This is a genomic window from Isoptericola sp. NPDC056134, assembly GCF_042264825.1.
Taxonomy (GTDB): domain Bacteria; phylum Actinomycetota; class Actinomycetes; order Actinomycetales; family Cellulomonadaceae; genus Isoptericola; species Isoptericola nanjingensis.
In genome coordinates this window covers 1-15,453 of record NZ_JBHJVM010000010.1, presented here as the reverse complement: position 1 = coordinate 15,453, position 15,453 = coordinate 1, and the positions used below count along the sequence as shown (strand labels likewise).

Here is a 15,453-nt window from a genome sequence, read left to right as displayed (position 1 = left end):
TCTCCTTCTCCCCCCCCCTCCCCCCTCTCCCCCCCCCCTCTTTTTCTCCCCCCTCCCCCCCCCCCCCGGCCCGGCTCCCCAGGAGGGGCGACATGTCGAAGCTCAAGCGGTACGACGCCGTCGTGAACGGCCATGCCACCACGCTCAAGCTCACCGAGGCCGAGGCCAAGGAGCGCGGCCTCGTCGAGGCGAAGCAGGCCGAGGCGCCCGCGAACAAGGCGCGCACGCCGCGCAACAAGAAGTCCTGACCCAAGGGGGTGCGTCGTGGCCGATCCCCTGCTGACCGCCGCGGAGTTCTCCGCCGGCACTGGTGGCAAGATCGCCGCCGACGACCCCCGGGTGCAGAAGCTTCTCGACGGCGCGACGCGCGCGATCCGCCGGTACTGCGGGTGGCATGTCGCGCCCGTGCTGACGGAGACGGTGAAGCTCGACGGCCCGGGCGGGTCGCTGCTGCGGCTGCCGACGCTGCGGCTGGTGGACATCACCGTGCTCAAGGAGGGCGGCGTCGACCAGGACGTCGAGTCCCTCGAGTGGTCCGAGAAGGGCATGATCCGCCGACGGCACGGCTGCTGGACGGACCGGTTCCGCGGCATCGAGGCGACCATCGAGCACGGGTTCGAGGACGCCGACGACGTGAAGCAGATCATCCAGCAGGTGGTCGCGAACGCGATCTCGTCGCCCCTCGGCGCGACGTCAGAGGCTGCCGGCGCTCTGTCCGTGTCGTGGGCGACCACGGCGCCGGGGGTGTCGGGTGGCCTGTCGCTGCTCGAGCGGGACCTCGCCGTGCTCGAGCTGTACCGGCTCGAGAAGGCGGCGTGATGTTCCCGTCGTTCGCGAGCACGACGCTCACGCGGGTGCGGCCCGTGATGATCGACGACCACGGGACGCAGGTCCCCGACTGGACGGCGCCGGGCGCCGAGCTCTCGATCCCCGGGTGGTCGGTCCAGCCCGGCGCCTCCCCGGAGGTGCTGCAGAACCGGCAGAACGTCACGGTGCGTTGGACGGCGTACGGGCCCGCAGGGGCAGACGTCCTGGCAACTGACGCCATCCGGTACGACGGCACTCTGTACGCGGTCGACGGCGAGCCTGCGCGTTGGCCCTCACCGACCGGCGGCCTGGCGCACACGGTCCTCCTGCTCGTCGACCACAGGGGGTGACGGCATGACGACGACGATCCGGCTCAAGCTGAACCACAAGAACATCCGCGCACTGCTCCGCTCGGAGCCCATCCGCGCGGACATCGAGCGTCGCGCCCGCGCGGTCGCTGCTGCGGCCGGCGGCGAGGAGAAGGGCTTCGAGGTCGACGTCCGCGTCGGCTCGAACCGTGTCCGCGCGTCTGTGCGCACCGCGACGCGGGAGGCGCGCGAGGCGGAGGCCACCGACCGCACGCTCACCCGGGCGCTCGACGCAGGCCGGCGCTGATGGCACGGGTCGACGTCGAGGGCTGGCTCGGGACGCTGCTCGGGTCCAGGCTGTCCCTCCCCGTGGCATCCAAGCCGCAGGCGACCGCGACTCGCTTCGTCGTCGTGAAGCGCACCGGCGGCCCTGCTCATCTTCGGATGTTCGACCGTCCGCTCGTCGTCGTCGAGGCGTACGGGCCGACCGAGACGAAGGCGATCGAGACGCTGAACGCCGCTCGCGACGTCCTCCTCAGCCTCCGCGGGATCCACAACGACGTGAACGTGTACAGCACGTCCGAGGTAGGCGGGCCCGGCACCCTGCCCGACCCGCTGCTGCCGAAGCTTGCTCGCTACACCGCGACGTACGAGCTCCACCTGATCGGCCTGCGGGCCGCCTGAGCTCCTGGCCGACCGGTCAGGTTCCGCCCCTCACGTCGTGCTGGGGCTTTCCATCGCGAGTCGAGGAGATCCCGATGAGCAAGACGGAGACGCGCGCCGTCGTCGTCTCGGCCGGTGAGGTCAAGACGAAGGACGGCAAGACGCACAAGCAGGGCGCCGCCCTGAACCTCCCGGACGTGGAGGCACGGATGCTCATCCGCGCTGGCATCGTCCGTGCCGCCCAGGCGACCGCCGAGGCGCAGACCGAGAAGGGCGGTAAGTGAGATGGCCAAGGACTACGACAACGTGCGGGTCTACGGGGACGAGGACGACGCCGTGTTCCTGGCGCCCCTCGGCTCCACCCTGCCGACCGGTCTCGCGGCACCCGACGCGGCGTTCGAGGACGTCGGCACCCTCGGCGAGGGCGACTTCAAGCAGTCGCGCGAGGCCGAGGTGAACGAGCTCCTGGACCACTCCGGGCAGATCGTCGCCGTCGTCGTCCCGACCTCGGGCAAGACGGTCGAGTTCGAGGCGATCGAGGACAACGAGGTGGTCGAGGCGCTGGCGAACGACATCATCTCCGGGCCCACGACCGCGACGGGTGTCACCACGACGACGTACTCCGGCAAGTACACGCCGAAGACGCGGGCCATGGTCGTCGACAAGTACTTCGTCAAGGACGGCGTCCGCTACCTCGACCGCCTGGTGGTCCCGAGTGCGCGCGTCGTCGTGTCGGGCGACGAGGTCTGGTCGCGGGAGAACTACACCGCGTACGCCGCGACGGCCAAGATCATCGGCCAGTCGACGCGGATCGTCGGCCCGGCCGTCTGAGAACCACCGGCCGGGGTGGCATGGCGATGACCCGCCCCGGCCGGTGCACCACCCGTCATCGCCAGCCTGTGTCATCGCCAAGAGAGAGGTCATCGCCATGACCGCACCGAAGAAGTCCACCACCGCAGCCCGCAGCGCGACCGCGCGCGGGACCGCTGTCGCCAAGCGCCCTGCCGCCGCGAAGGCACCGCAGGACCGCAAGCCCGCCGAGACCTCCAAGGTGAAGAAGGTCAAGGACGGCACCGAGGTCACCCTGCACGGCGTGACCGTGACGGTGCTCGACTCGGTCCGCGACGACTGGCGCACGATCGACGACGGCGCGCTCGTGCGTGAGGTGCTCAGCATCATCGAGGCGCACGGCGGCGCGGAGGCCAAGGAGAGCAGCTTCTCCGCCGAGGAGGACGAGCTCGCCGCGGAGCTGGTGGGCAGGATGCCGACCCTGATGCGCCGCCTCGTCGGATCGGCAGGGGCGTCCCAGGTGTACGCCGCGCTGAGCCGCGAGAAGGGTGGCGGCCCCATCGACTTCGGCGACGTGCTCGCGTACTACGCCGAGCTGACAGGGGCGCTGTCGGGAAACTCCTGACGCTCGTAGGGGCGCTCGTCGAGCATCGCGGTGCTCTGCGGGCGTCCCTACGGGCTGAGTACCCGGCGCTCCCCGCGCTCGACCGGATGCTCGCCGGCGATACAGACATCACCCCCACCGAGCTCGCCGACCTCGTCGTCAACCTCCCGCCGGGCTGTGCGCTCTGGCGGGCGACTGGCGGGCCGATGGCGTGGACAGACGAGACGCACGTACTCGTGGGCCTCCTACATCGGCTCGACGTCCTCGCCTGGCAGAACACGGCGGTGATGCAGCGAAAGCCGCGCGGCAAGGCGCCGAAGCCGATCGAGCCTCCGCCGTTCGCGCACGAGCAGGCGGTGACGGAGCAGCGTGCCGCCTCCAAGCGGGACCGGTACCTAGAGCGCCGGGCAGCAAGGTCAGCCGACCAGGACACCTGAACATCGAGGGGGTGACGGCATGGCCGAAGCGCCCGCCATCGAGCTCGCCACTGCGTACCTGTCGATCGTCCCCTCGATGTCGGGCGTCCAGGGCGCACTGGCGAAGGAGCTCGGCGGACCGGCCGTCACGGCGGCCGCGGGCGCTGCGGGCGAGAAGGCGGGCAAGACCTTCTCGACCCGGATGGCCAAGGGCGGCAAGATCGCCACGGCCGGGCTCACGCTGCCGCTCCTGGCGGTCGGCGCCGCCGGGCTCAAGGCCGCCCTCGATGTCGACGACGCGTACGACAAGATCCGAGCCGGCACGGGCGCCACAGGCAAGACGCTCGAGGGCCTGCAGGCGTCGTTCGACAAGGTCGCGAAGACGACGCCCGCCGACATGGACGCCGTGTCGTCCACGGTCGCGGACCTGAACACCCGCCTCGGGCTGACGGGCCCGACGCTCGAGAAGCTGTCCGCGCAGATCCTCGAGGCCGGGCGCCTGGGAGGCGTGGACGTCGACGTCCAGAAGATCACGGGCGCGTTCTCCGCGTTCGGGGTCGAGGGCAAGAAGACGACCGGGGCGATGGACGACATCTTCCGCGTCTCGCAGGCGACCGGCGTCGGCATCAACGATCTCTCGGCGCAGATGGCCAAGAGCGGCGGCATCCTCAACCAGCTGGGCTTCGGCTTCACCGACTCGGCCGCGCTGCTCGGCACGCTGAACAAGGCGGGCGTCAACAGCAACGCCGTCGTCGCGTCCATGCAGGCCGGTCTCGTCAAGCTCGCGAAGGACGGCGAGGCTCCGCAGGAGGCGTTCAAGCGGGTCACCGGCGAGCTGCAGGGCTTCATCGACAAGGGCGACGACGCGAAGGCGCTCAAGCTCGCGGGCGAGGTCTTCGGCACGCGCGGCGCTGGGCAGTTCGTCTCGGCGCTCAAGTCCGGGAAGGTCAACCTCGACGACCTGACGAAGTCGGCCGGGCTGAGCAAGGACACGATCCTCGGGGTCGCGGAGGAGACCAAGGACTTCCCCGAGCTGTGGACCGAGTTCAAGAACACGGCCACGCTCGCGCTCGCCCCGATCGGTCAGCAGCTCATGCCGGCCATCGGCAACGCGCTGCAGCTCATCGCGCCGTACCTCGAGCAGTTCTCGGCCTGGTTCTCCGGGCTGAGCGACTCGCAGGTCAAGGTGCTGATCGGAGTCGGTGCGGGGCTGGCTGCCATCGGGCCCCTGCTCTGGGCGGCGTCGAAGGCGCAGCAGGCGTGGACCGTGGCGACGAAGGTCTGGGCGGCGGCCACGAAGATCGCGACGGTGGCGCAGCGGGTCTTCAACCTGGTCATGCGCGCGAACCCGATCGGGCTGATCATCACCGCGGTGACCGGGCTCGTGGGCGTCCTGGTCTGGTTCTTCACCAAGACGAAGACCGGCAAGGCGATCGTCGCGGGCGCTTGGAGGGGCATCAAGGCGGCCATCAAGGGCGTCGCGGACTGGTGGACGAAGACCGCGTGGCCGAACATCAAGAAGGCCATCGACCTGATGAAGCTCGGCTTCCAGGTCGCCAAGGAGAAGATCGCCAACGTCTGGAACGGCATCAAGAACGCCGTGAAGGTCGTCGCGTCGTGGATCTCGACGCGCTGGGACAAGATGGTGACCTTCTTCACGGAGCTCCCCGGTCGGATCAAGCGAGGCTTCGGCAACGGCTGGGCGTTCCTCAAGGACAAGGTCAAGGCCGTCGTCGGCTCGTACGGCGCGAAGACCGGCGCGCTCGGCGTGGTGCGCGGGATGGTCGACTTCTTCCCGAGCCTCGGCGGCCGGCTCGCCCGCGGTGCCGGTCGACTGTGGGGCTGGCTGACGGACAGGCTCAGGTCCGCCGTCGGCTCATACTCGTCCGGCGGTGGCGGCATCAAGGGGATGCTCTGGTCGATCGTCAACTTCATCAAGTCGACGCTCCCGAACAAGATCAAGGCCGCGGCCGCGAAGATCTGGTCGGGCCTCGTGGGCAACGCGCTCGACGTCGTCGGCGGCGTGATGAAGCTGGTCGGCAAGATCCCTGGCGTCGACGGGACGATCACCCTGTCGGCGGCCGGCGTGACCCGGTCGTACAAGTACGCCGACGGCGGCATGATGCCCGGCTACACGCCGGGCCGCGACGTCCACCGGTTCTACTCCCCGACGGGCGGCCTCCTCGAGCTCTCGGGCGGCGAGCCGATCCTGCGGCCCGAGGCGGGTCGGGTGCTCGGCTCGGGCTGGGTCCACGGGATCAACGCGGCCGCGCGCGGCGGCGGGATCTCCGGCGTGAAGCAGTTCCTCGGCGGCGGTCAGGCGTTCGCCGGCGGCGGCATCTGGAACATGGAGAAGTTCCGGACGCCGAAGGGTCTGCCGGGCCCGGTCGCGTGGCTGGTGAAGAACACGCTCGGCCGTCTCACCGTGCCGTCGCTGCTCAACGCCACGGTGAAGAAGATCCTCGAGCACTTCGGCATCGGGGCGAGCGGTGGTGGCGGCAAGGCTCCGGGCAACGCTGGCGGCAAGGGGCTGCGGGGCAACCTGTCCGCGATGGCGGCGGCAGCCAAGGCGCTCGACCCGTCCGTCCGCGTGACGTCGGGCTACCGGCCGGGCGCGATGACCGTCACCGGGGTGCCGTCGATGCACGGCGCCGGGCGCGCGATCGACATGGTCGCGAGCAACATGGGCGCCCTGTGGGACAGGCTCTACGCGACCTACGGGAAGTCGTCGCCCGAGCTCTTCTTCTCCGGTCGCGCGTTCTCCCGCTACGGCGTCAAGGGCGCACCCCGCCAGGACCACTGGGACCACGTCCACTGGGCGATGGCCCAGGGCGGCGTCATCCCGAAGCTCTACGACCAGGGCGGGTGGATCCCTCACGGCGGCGTCGGACTGAACATGTCGGGCAAGCCGGAGGCCGTGCTCACGCCGGACGAGTCGCAGTGGCTCAAGGAGATGGCGGACGGCCAGGGCGGCGGGCGCGGCGACGAGATCCACTTCCACGGTGTGGACGAGTACCAGATGCTGCGCACGCTCGAGATGCGTGCCCGGCGGTCGCGAGCCCGGAACAACAGGGTCGGGAGGTAGCCCGTGGCCGTCTACCCGTCTTCCACGTTCGGCGTCCCGTACAAGCCGCCGGCGCCGTACGTCCCGAACTTCCGGGGCCTGCGGCACATCGTCTCGCGCTGGGACCCCGAGCACGAGGATGCCGACGGCGACGGCTGGGTCGAGACATGGGACCTGTCCGACCCCGAGGGTGGCGTCTACTTCCCCGACGCGGACATCGGCGGGATGCACCTGCCGCCGTTCGAGCGGCAGACGTCATCCTCGCCCGCTCTCTCCGGGCAGCGCCTCAAGGGCGTACGCACGGCCGCTCGCCCGTTCGGCTGGACGGTCCGCGTCTGGAAGGGCGACCCGGACGACACCTCCGCAGCGTTCGAGGCGTTCGACGCGGCCATCTGGTCGGTGATCGGGGACCCGGAGCAGCCCTTCCGCTGGACGGTCGAGACGCCCGCGGGAACACGCCGTCACCTCTACGTCTCGTACGCCGGCGGCGACCACGCGTACAGCCGTGACCCGATGGCTGACGGCTGGGTGGACTACGAGCCTGAGTTCGTCGCCGATGACCCGTACTGGTACGACGCGAACCCGATCGTGCAGGAGTGGCACCAGCCGGAGCAGCGGGACTTCTACGAGCCCGAAGACGCCGACGACCTGCTGCACATCTCGCAGTCGGCGTCGACCTCCTCGGCGCAGATCACGAACCCCGGCAAGGTCGCGGCGCACCTCAAGCTCGAGGTGCTCGACCAGATGGAGGACGTCACGATCTCCGTCGCGGGCGGGATCATCGGGACGCCGGACGTCGCGGACGGCCAGGTGCTCGTCGTGGACACGGACCCGCGCGTCGGTTCGGCCGATCTGGACGGGGTCGACGTCGACGACCAGATGATCCCGTGGGACCCGCGCCCGATCCCTGCCGGCAAGACAGTGCCCGTGACGATCGTCGCGTCGGGGGCCGGCTGGGTGCGCGCGACGTTCATCCCCCGCTACTACCGGGCGTGGGGGTGATCGGTAGTGGAGGAGCGCCTGCCGATCCAGATCACGGTCTACGACAAGGCGTACGCGCGCAAGGGTGTCGTCGGCGCGCCGAAGTCGGTGAACGTCCTGCTGCTGTGGAACCTGCCGGGCTACGCGACGTTCGTCGTCGACCGCGACCACCGCCGGGTCAACGACCTCGTCACCCCCGGCGCTCGGTGCGTCGTCACGTACCAGCCGCGCGGGATGAGCCGCCAGACGATCCTGTCGGGCATCGTCTCGGAGGTCACGGGCGGTGGCGGTCCTGTCGACGGCACGCGCGAGTTCATGATCCTCGACGACCTCAACGTGCTGAACGAGATCGTCGGCTACCCGGTGCCGGCGAACGCGGCGAGCAGCCAGTCGACGTCGGCGTACGACACGCGCAGCGGCCCGCTGGGTGACGTCATCAAGGGGTTCGTCCGTGCGAACGCGACCGGCCAGAGCGTCCCACGGCTGACGGTCCAGGCGGACGCCGGCGACGGGCCGACGAAGACGGTCAAGGTCCGGATGACCAACCTCGGGGAGAAGCTCCTCCCCCTCGCCACAGCCGCCGGCCTCGGCGTCCGGGTGATCCAGGTGGGCACGACGCGGCAGCTGCAGACATACACGCCTGGCACCTACCCGCGCACCCTGACCGAGGAGTCGGGCGTGGCGACGGGCGTCGAGTTCAAGATCACGATGCCCGAGGTCACCCGCATCACGGTCGGCATCGGCGGCGTGGGCACCGCGCGCCAGTTCTACGGACCGCCGACGACCGGCTTCGTCGACACCGCAGCCGAGGCCCTGTGGGGCATCCAGCGTCACGAGTGGATCGACGCCCGCGACGTGGCACAGGCGGACGCCGACAAGGCGACCATCGCGCTGCAGCGGGCGACCGAGCGCCTGGCAGAGGGCGCGGCGAAGACCTCGCTCAAGTGCGAGCTCATGGAGAACGGCCGCCTCGCCTTCCTCAAGTCCTACAACGTCGGCGACGTCATGACCGTGAAGCCTGCCGGGTCGGCGGCGCTCGTCGAGCGCGCGAGCGAGGTCGAGATCGACTGGGCCGAGGGCAGCCCCGAGCCGGAGATCACCCCCCGCATCGGCGACTGGTCCGACTCGGACGACGAAGCGAACAACAAGCTGGTGCGCCGACTGTCGCGCGCCGTCGAGATCATCGGGACGGAGTGACCACGATGGCGAACAGCATCGGCCAGGACATCACGAGCCGGTTCTACAAGGGCCCGATCAACGGCGGCGACTGGGCGGCAGGGCAGCCCGGCCTCGGCGACGAGTACTTCGTCGCCGACAGCAACGCCGGCCGGGTGCGGCAGAAGTCGGCCACGGCTCGCACGGTCGAGATCCTTGCGGGAACCATCGGCGGCTTCGGGGTCAAGGACAAGATCAACGCGACGGTGACGCTGCCCGCGCTGGCCGAGCCCGCGTCGGGGTCGCGCTGGTACACGATCGCAGCCGAGCGCGACTGGACGCTCGCGACGCCCGAGACGAAGCTCGTCGCGCTCACCGGTGCCGCGACGCAGGCGATCGCCTCCTCGCGCGTGACGAACCCGGGCACCGGCAAGGATCACCAGCCGCTCGCGCTCGTGAAGATCACCAAGGGCGAGTCGGACCTGCAGGGCCTGATCGACCTGCGCGCCGTCGGGTACGGCGGCGGCTTCTACCTCATCAACGACCCGATGGTCATGGACTACATGTCGAAGCCGGGCTACCGCTTCCGCACCGCCGCCGGGGACGAGTGGGTGATCCTGCTCGACGGGTCCCGACTGCGGACCGCGACGGGCGACGAGGCCTGGTCCTCGACGTTCTTCGAGCTGCCGAACTACTTCGGACTCACCTTGAGCCGCGCTCGCAAGGGCGGGCGCGGCGACCTCAAGATCACCGGCACCCGCCTGACGGGGCAGATCACCGGCGTCGACTCGACCTTCTACACCCTGGGTGACGGGTGGAAGCCTGCCGAGCGCGTCGGGGGGGTCGCGTGGGTCGGGGGTACCCCGTACAAGGCCTACATCGAGGGCAACGGCGAGGTGCACGTCAACCCGTTCACCGTCCAGGCCGGCCAGCAGTTCCGGGTGGACTTCACCGGCTACCCGATCGGCTGAGCGTCGTGGACTTCCTCCCCCAGTGGGCCTCCGACCTCTCTGGCTGGGGCGTGGTGGCCGTCATGGTCGTCATGCTGCTGACCGGTCGAGGTCTCGCCACCCGTCGCGAGGTCGACGCGGAGAAGGCGCGCGCGGACACCTGGCAGGACGCCTGGCGCACAGAGCACGCGCGCAACGCGGAGAAGGACGCGCAGATGACCGAGCTCCTCGAGATCGGCCGCACGTCCGCGAAGGTGCTCGAAGCGATCCAGGCGGCCCGCAAGGAGGGATCGCCATGAGCTGGCGACGCCGCCCGAAGCGTGAGCGCGCGCAGGCCGAGGCAGACAAGGCACTGCAGACGTCGGTGGACGCTCTGCACGCGACCGTCGAGCGCGGGCGCGAGGTGCGCTCGATCGCGGCACGACTCCGCAAGATCCAGCAGGAGAACCACTTCGGCCCGTCGATCGCCGAGGTCTACCGCGGGGGGCAGCCATGAACATCTGGCGCGAGGCGACGGCCTGGTTCGCGTTCGGCGGCTGGCTCCTGTTCGTCGCCCTGTACTCGCTGCGGGCGAGGTGGTGGAAGACGCCCGAGGGTCGCAACGTGTGGGGCGTCGGTCTGGCGCTCACGGTGGCGCTCGGCATCATCGTCGCCGCCTACACCTGGCCGGACTACGAGCTGCGGCCCGTGATCGTCCCCGTGCTCTACACCGGGCTCGGGCTCCTCGCCGTGCAGCGCACGGTGCAGATGCTGCGCCGCCAGCGTCAGCGGCGACGCGAGAGCCGCTGACCGCCCCTACCCCTCACCCCGCCGCGACCGCGTCGGGGCCTTCGTCATGCCCGGGAGGCACGCATGCCCTGGATGCCCGCGCCCGCACGTCGGCGCAAGATCGCCTGGCTCAACAGCCTGCCGCGCTACGGCAGCAAGCCGACCGCGATCGTCCTGCACATCACCGCCTCCGAGGCGACGTCGCAGCACGGCTACTTCTCGTCCATCCGGTTCGCCGGGTCGCACTTCCACGTGGCCCGCTCGGGCGTCATCGAGCAGTACGCCGGCACGGGCGCACGCTCGGCCGCGGACCTGTCCTCGCGCCGCACGATCTCCATCGAGACGCAGGGCGTGAACGGCCCGTGGACCAAGGCTCAGCTCGAGGCCATCGCCCAGGTCGTCGCCTGGTGCGCGCGGACGCACGGGATCCCGCTGCGGAAGATGACGTCTTCGTCGCTGTCGCAGCACGGCGTCGGCTGGCACCGGCTCGGCGTCGACGGCAACTTCCCCTCCGGCCCGCTCGGCGGGCGGCTGCAGCGCGGCGGCGGCGAGAAGTGGTCGGGGTCGCGCGGCAAGGCGTGCCCGACGGACGCCTGCATCCACCAGATCGACGACGTCATCGCGCGCGCGATCGAGATCAACAAGGGCGGGTCGAAGCCCGCTGCCCCCATCCAGGAGAAGGACTGGTTCGACATGGCAACGAAGGCCGACCTCCGCGAGGTCATCGAGGAGTACGTGAAGTCGCCCGCCGGCCGCAAGGCGCTGTGCGAGGCGGTCTGGAACACCGACGGCGTGCTCGACGCGCCCGCCGACACGGACACGAAGAAGAACCCCCACTGGGGCGCGGCGGGCTTCCTGCGCGCCATCCGCTCCCAGGTCCGCGACCTGGCGAAGAAGGGCTGACCGATGACCTCCACCCCTGCCGTCCCCGAGCGCGTGCGCACGGCGGCCTACTTCATCCTCCTGGGAGCATCAGCGCTCGTCCTCCTCGCGACGGGCCTCGCCCCGGTGTGGCTCGACGCCGACACGGCGACGCGGGTCGTCGCGTCGGGCGGCGTGGCGACGTCGGTCTTCGGCCTCATCGCTGGCGGCCTCGGCGTCGCGTACCGACCGACCGCCGTCGACCCGCTCGAGAACCCGCGCGACGTCGACCCCGAGCCGGAGGGCTGACCGATGGCGCGCGGCGTGTGCCCCTGCACGGGGGGCGCGCCGTGCGCCCCCACGGCAGCCCTCGTGGTCGACCCGCCTGACCGGCAGCCTCGCGGAGTCCAGTGCCGCGACTGCGCCCCCGTCGGCTGCGACGGGTCCTGCGACCTGCCGCCGTTCACGGACTAACCCATGACCACCCGCACCGCCGCCGCGACCGTGCGCGACGTCGTCGTGTACGTCGCCGGCGCCGCCTTCTTCACCGTGCTCGGCGCCGTCAACGGCGCACGCGAGCAGCTCGCCAACTACCGCCGCTGGCCTGGACTCTGAGGAGCGCCCTGCGATGACCATCTTCACGTTCTCCGGCCTGTGGCTGACGAACCCCGACGGCTCCCCCGCGCCGTTCGCGACGTCGCCGATCTTCGCCAAGAGCGACACCGCACGCGCGACGCCGCTCACCGCCCTGGATCTGTCGGGCACGACGACGCTGCCCGGCGGAGTCACGGCGGACGGCAACGGCAAGGTGCCGGACTTCAAGGTCGACGTGCCCGACGGGATGCCGTGGATCGTCACCCACGCGGCAGGCCTGGTCGACACGACGCTCCTGTCGATCGACGAGGTGATGAACGTCGTGCAGGCCTCGGCGGTCTCGGCTGCAGCCGCCGCCGGGGACGCCGAGGCGGCGAAGACTGCCGCTGAGGACGCGGAGGCCGCCATCGCCGCGGCACCGATCGCGCTCCCTGTGGGTGGCACCACGGGCCAGGCGCTCGTCAAGGCGTCCGGCGCGAACCGCGATGTCACGTGGGCGACCGTGGGCGGCGGAACGGGCGGCGGCGGCGGTGTCTCGGACCACGGGCTCCTCTCGGGACTCACCGACGACGACCACCCGCAGTACCACACCGACACTCGCGGCGACCAGCGGTACTACCGCAAGGCTGAGGTCGACGCGATCGCCACCACGGCCGCCGGCGCGAACAGCAACGCCGACCGCAACCGGGCGAACCACACCGGCACCCAGCCGATCAGCAGCGTGACCAACCTCGAGTCGCGCCTCGCCGCGGTCGAGGCAGGCGGCGGCGGGGGCGGCGGGCCCATCACGGCCGACGGCATCAGCGACGCCACGACGGTCGGCAAGGCGCTCATGCGCGCGACGTCGGCGGCGAACGGGCGCACGACCCTCGGCGCGGCTGCCGCGACGGACGTCGCCGGGAAGGTGTCTGGTCCGACAGGGATGGTGATCGCCCCGCCGATGACGCAGGCAGCGTACGACGCCCTGCCGACGAAGGCGCCCCTCACCCTCTACCCGATCATCGGCTGAGGGGCACACGATGGCAGTCGTCGCGGCGTACAACTGCAACGCCCTCCTCGGGGACGGCACCCTGCCCGACATGGCGGGGTACTCCCGGCACCTCACCCTCGACCCCGGCGTCGCGCTCACCGCCGGGGTCGCCGGCAAGGCCCTGCTCGCCGTCGCTGGCGGCGCGTCGCGGTCGTACGTGTCCGGCGACTACATCGGCAACGGCGCGAGCTTCTCGTGCTTCGCGCGGGTGAAGTCGCAGAGCCCGACCGCCGGTGTCCGGGTGATCGCGGAGAACCTGCGCGGCAGCGATCGGCGGCAGACGTTCCTGCTGTCGGACGCGAGCGGGAACCTCGCGGCGCGGATCACGGTCGGCGGGATCGGGAACGACGTCACCTACTCGTCGGGCGTCTCCGTGCTCGACGGCGCCTGCCATCGCGTCGGCGTCGCGTACGACGCGCTCGGCACGGGCGACGTGACGTTCTGGGTGGACGGCGCCGTGGTCGCCACGGTGAACCGCGGCGCGGGCGCGGCGTCCGAGCAGAACGGCGTCTTCGCCATCGGGCGCGGCACCGGCGGGGTGACCGATCGGCGCGCGCAGGCCGCGATCAAGGACGTGCGCTGGTTCAACGACCCGGTCTACACGTCCGAGGCGTCGCTGTTCGAGGCCGCGGTGCAGAACCTCGTGGTCGGCGCCTACTCGTACGACGAGACGGGCGCGGTCGTCCGTGACTACACCCTCAAGGGCAACGACCTGGCGCTCACGGCCAACGGGTCGCGCGTGGCCGGCGTCCACGGCCAAGCCCTCGAGTCTGTCGGGGGCCATGGCGCGGAGGGCGACGTCGCGTTCTGGACCGGCGGCACGTTCGACCGGCTCACCGTGTGCGGCTGGGCGCGGATCACCACGGCCGGCGGCGCGGCGCCGTTCTTCTCCCTCGAGACCGCCGCGGGTGTCCCGAAGCTGCAGCTGTTCCGCGGCGGCGCCGGCGCGCTGCTCATGAAGGTCTGGGGCGACACCCCGACGGCGCCGTTCGACGGGAGCTACCTCTTCACCGAGGACGGCGCGCTCAGCACCACCGAGGACCGGTTCATCTTCGCCAACGTGAACCCCACCGGCTGGGAGCTCCGCGTCTACAGCGCGGCCGGCGCGGTGCTCGTGACCACCGGGGGCGGCACCGGGAACCCTCCCACGAACCAGCCGATCCTCAGCGGCATCACGAAGATGCGCCAGGGCGGCGGCGTGGTCCGCCTCGACGACGCCCGCGTCATCCGGAACTACCTCAACGGCCAGGCGGTGCAGGCACTCCGCGCCGAAGCCGTCACGCAGGAGCCGACCGGCACGGTCTCGAACCTCTTCTACGAGTCCGGTGCCCTGTCCGCGCTCTACTGGGAGTCGACGCCCCTCGACCGGCTCTATCTCGGCACCGGCCTCCTGTACCAGGCCGACGCCTGAGCGCACTGCGGCCCCGCCCTCCCCCGAAGGCGGGGCCGCGATGTGTGCTGCGGCGACAGTTCACCACGGCTCCTGTCTGTCTGGCGCTCGCTCACCGGGTGAACTTCGCACGACTTCGGCCCCCGCCCTCTCCGGAGGACGGGGGCCGCTTTCGTGCGTCCGGGCTCAGCCCCAGGAGTTGCGGGACTGCTGCGCTGTCCGCTCCCGACCGTCCGCGCCCTGGGACCACTTCGTCCACCAGAGGCCCGCGGCTCCTGCCAGGGCCGCCGTTCCCCAAGACAGCCACCCCGTCAGGAGCAGCGCCACGAGGAGAACGCCGAAGACGATCCAGCCCTGAACTCGGCTGCGGTGCATCTTGACGTCGATCTTGTCCATGCAGGCCCGCCCTCTCTGGCTGCGCCTCGATAGCCCCGACACCGACGGTACGCCCGGCCGGCGACATCCCGGCGGGTGAAGTGTCGGACCCCCGCGCGACCCTGGCCCCATGCACGGCCCCACCCCTGAGCCCGGGTACGACCTCGACGCCGACCTCCGACGTCGTGAGGCGCAGCACTGGGACCGGCCCCTGCAGCGCCTCCTCAACGCGCACCCGATCCCCCGGCGCGGGCTGCAGCATGACTGCCACGACCGGGTGCGCGCGCGGCTCGTGTGGGAGCTCGACGGCGAGGAGGTCGTCGAGACGCTCGCGTTCGCGTGGACTCCGCGGCTCGTGTGCGTCGAGGTGGACTCGAGGCGATACGGCGTCGGCGGGGCGTGGCTGGCGCCGGCGGACGTCGAACGCGTGCACCCGCGCGGCTAGGCTCCGGGCATGATCCTGCGCGCGCACATCGAGAAGCGATGAGAGCACGGCGCAACCCTTGTCGTGACGAGGGGCATTCGCGGGCAACCGCGAGGAACCGTGCGGACACAGAGTGCGGACACGGGATACCGTGGGCGACATCAATGCAGGTCAGACGGGGTGCCCCCGCCCGGGTTCGAACCGGTTCCCGCGTCCAGATCGAGCAGCGCCGCCACCTGCAATTTCACCCGCTGACCTGCGACGGAGCGCTCTG

Annotated in this window: 23 protein-coding genes; 22 read left to right on the top strand and 1 reads right to left on the bottom strand. The window is 71.0% G+C overall.

Annotated elements, in window-relative coordinates:
* Positions 1-92: 92 nt before the first annotated feature.
* From ACFCZN_RS11365 to ACFCZN_RS11265, 21 genes are all read left to right on the top strand, one after another.
* Positions 93-248, top strand: coding sequence for a hypothetical protein (locus tag ACFCZN_RS11365; RefSeq protein WP_430556852.1), 156 nt, complete (start codon positions 93-95; stop codon positions 246-248).
* 16 nt (positions 249-264) lie between these two features.
* Positions 265-819, top strand: coding sequence for a Gp19/Gp15/Gp42 family protein (locus ACFCZN_RS11360; RefSeq protein ID WP_430556851.1), 555 nt, complete (start codon positions 265-267; stop codon positions 817-819).
* On the top strand, positions 816-1,157 hold the full coding sequence (locus tag ACFCZN_RS11355; RefSeq protein WP_430556850.1) for a hypothetical protein: 342 nt from the start codon (positions 816-818) through the stop codon (positions 1,155-1,157). Before ACFCZN_RS11360 ends, ACFCZN_RS11355 begins: the two co-directional genes overlap by 4 nt.
* Before the next feature lie 4 nt (positions 1,158-1,161).
* A complete protein-coding gene (locus ACFCZN_RS11350; RefSeq protein ID WP_430556849.1) occupies positions 1,162-1,422 on the top strand; it encodes a hypothetical protein in 261 nt (86 codons plus the stop codon).
* Positions 1,422-1,799 (top strand): hypothetical protein, encoded by a 378-nt coding sequence (locus ACFCZN_RS11345; RefSeq protein WP_430556848.1) that lies wholly within the window; start codon positions 1,422-1,424, stop codon positions 1,797-1,799. The genes ACFCZN_RS11350 and ACFCZN_RS11345 overlap by 1 nt, the downstream gene beginning before the upstream one ends.
* Before the next feature lie 74 nt (positions 1,800-1,873).
* A complete protein-coding gene (locus ACFCZN_RS11340) occupies positions 1,874-2,062 on the top strand; it encodes a hypothetical protein (protein ID WP_430556847.1) in 189 nt (62 codons plus the stop codon).
* Between the two features lies 1 nt (position 2,063).
* The gene (locus tag ACFCZN_RS11335; protein ID WP_430556846.1) at positions 2,064-2,609 is read left to right on the top strand and encodes a hypothetical protein; all 546 of its coding nucleotides are present in this window, start codon (positions 2,064-2,066) and stop codon (positions 2,607-2,609) included.
* 97 nt (positions 2,610-2,706) lie between these two features.
* Positions 2,707-3,192, top strand: coding sequence for a hypothetical protein (locus ACFCZN_RS11330; RefSeq protein WP_430556845.1), 486 nt, complete (start codon positions 2,707-2,709; stop codon positions 3,190-3,192).
* An 86-nt stretch (positions 3,193-3,278) separates the two neighbouring features.
* Positions 3,279-3,608 carry a hypothetical protein gene (locus ACFCZN_RS11325; protein ID WP_430556844.1) on the top strand — a complete coding sequence of 110 codons (330 nt, stop codon included), beginning with the start codon at positions 3,279-3,281 and terminating at the stop codon, positions 3,606-3,608.
* 19 nt (positions 3,609-3,627) lie between these two features.
* A complete protein-coding gene (locus ACFCZN_RS11320; protein ID WP_430556843.1) occupies positions 3,628-6,672 on the top strand; it encodes a phage tail tape measure protein in 3,045 nt (1,014 codons plus the stop codon).
* A 3-nt stretch (positions 6,673-6,675) separates the two neighbouring features.
* A complete protein-coding gene (locus ACFCZN_RS11315) occupies positions 6,676-7,653 on the top strand; it encodes a hypothetical protein (protein ID WP_430556842.1) in 978 nt (325 codons plus the stop codon).
* A gap of 6 nt (positions 7,654-7,659) precedes the next feature.
* The gene (locus tag ACFCZN_RS11310) at positions 7,660-8,829 is read left to right on the top strand and encodes a hypothetical protein (protein ID WP_430556841.1); all 1,170 of its coding nucleotides are present in this window, start codon (positions 7,660-7,662) and stop codon (positions 8,827-8,829) included.
* Positions 8,830-8,834: 5 nt separating this feature from the next.
* Positions 8,835-9,758 carry a hypothetical protein gene (locus ACFCZN_RS11305; RefSeq protein WP_430556840.1) on the top strand — a complete coding sequence of 308 codons (924 nt, stop codon included), beginning with the start codon at positions 8,835-8,837 and terminating at the stop codon, positions 9,756-9,758.
* A gap of 5 nt (positions 9,759-9,763) precedes the next feature.
* A complete protein-coding gene (locus ACFCZN_RS11300; RefSeq protein ID WP_430556839.1) occupies positions 9,764-10,036 on the top strand; it encodes a hypothetical protein in 273 nt (90 codons plus the stop codon).
* The gene (locus ACFCZN_RS11295; protein ID WP_430556838.1) at positions 10,033-10,233 is read left to right on the top strand and encodes a hypothetical protein; all 201 of its coding nucleotides are present in this window, start codon (positions 10,033-10,035) and stop codon (positions 10,231-10,233) included. Before ACFCZN_RS11300 ends, ACFCZN_RS11295 begins: the two co-directional genes overlap by 4 nt.
* The gene (locus ACFCZN_RS11290; RefSeq protein WP_430556837.1) at positions 10,230-10,526 is read left to right on the top strand and encodes a hypothetical protein; all 297 of its coding nucleotides are present in this window, start codon (positions 10,230-10,232) and stop codon (positions 10,524-10,526) included. Before ACFCZN_RS11295 ends, ACFCZN_RS11290 begins: the two co-directional genes overlap by 4 nt.
* A gap of 63 nt (positions 10,527-10,589) precedes the next feature.
* Positions 10,590-11,408, top strand: coding sequence for an N-acetylmuramoyl-L-alanine amidase (locus ACFCZN_RS11285; protein WP_430556836.1), 819 nt, complete (start codon positions 10,590-10,592; stop codon positions 11,406-11,408).
* Between the two features lie 3 nt (positions 11,409-11,411).
* Entirely contained in the window at positions 11,412-11,675 is a 264-nt protein-coding gene (locus ACFCZN_RS11280; protein ID WP_430556835.1) for a hypothetical protein, read from the top strand.
* A gap of 168 nt (positions 11,676-11,843) precedes the next feature.
* A complete protein-coding gene (locus ACFCZN_RS11275) occupies positions 11,844-11,981 on the top strand; it encodes a hypothetical protein (RefSeq protein ID WP_430556834.1) in 138 nt (45 codons plus the stop codon).
* 13 nt (positions 11,982-11,994) lie between these two features.
* A complete protein-coding gene (locus ACFCZN_RS11270; protein WP_430556833.1) occupies positions 11,995-12,969 on the top strand; it encodes a hypothetical protein in 975 nt (324 codons plus the stop codon).
* A 10-nt stretch (positions 12,970-12,979) separates the two neighbouring features.
* Positions 12,980-14,401 carry a LamG-like jellyroll fold domain-containing protein gene (locus ACFCZN_RS11265; RefSeq protein WP_430556832.1) on the top strand — a complete coding sequence of 474 codons (1,422 nt, stop codon included), beginning with the start codon at positions 12,980-12,982 and terminating at the stop codon, positions 14,399-14,401.
* Between the two features lie 165 nt (positions 14,402-14,566).
* Here the strand turns inward: ACFCZN_RS11265 and ACFCZN_RS11260 are convergent, their stop codons facing one another.
* Complete coding sequence (locus ACFCZN_RS11260) at positions 14,567-14,776, bottom strand: hypothetical protein (protein ID WP_430556831.1); 210 nt, start codon at positions 14,774-14,776, stop codon at positions 14,567-14,569.
* 109 nt (positions 14,777-14,885) lie between these two features.
* Between ACFCZN_RS11260 and ACFCZN_RS11255 the strand changes: the two genes are divergently transcribed.
* Positions 14,886-15,200 carry a hypothetical protein gene (locus ACFCZN_RS11255; RefSeq protein ID WP_430556830.1) on the top strand — a complete coding sequence of 105 codons (315 nt, stop codon included), beginning with the start codon at positions 14,886-14,888 and terminating at the stop codon, positions 15,198-15,200.
* Positions 15,201-15,453 lie beyond the last annotated feature (253 nt).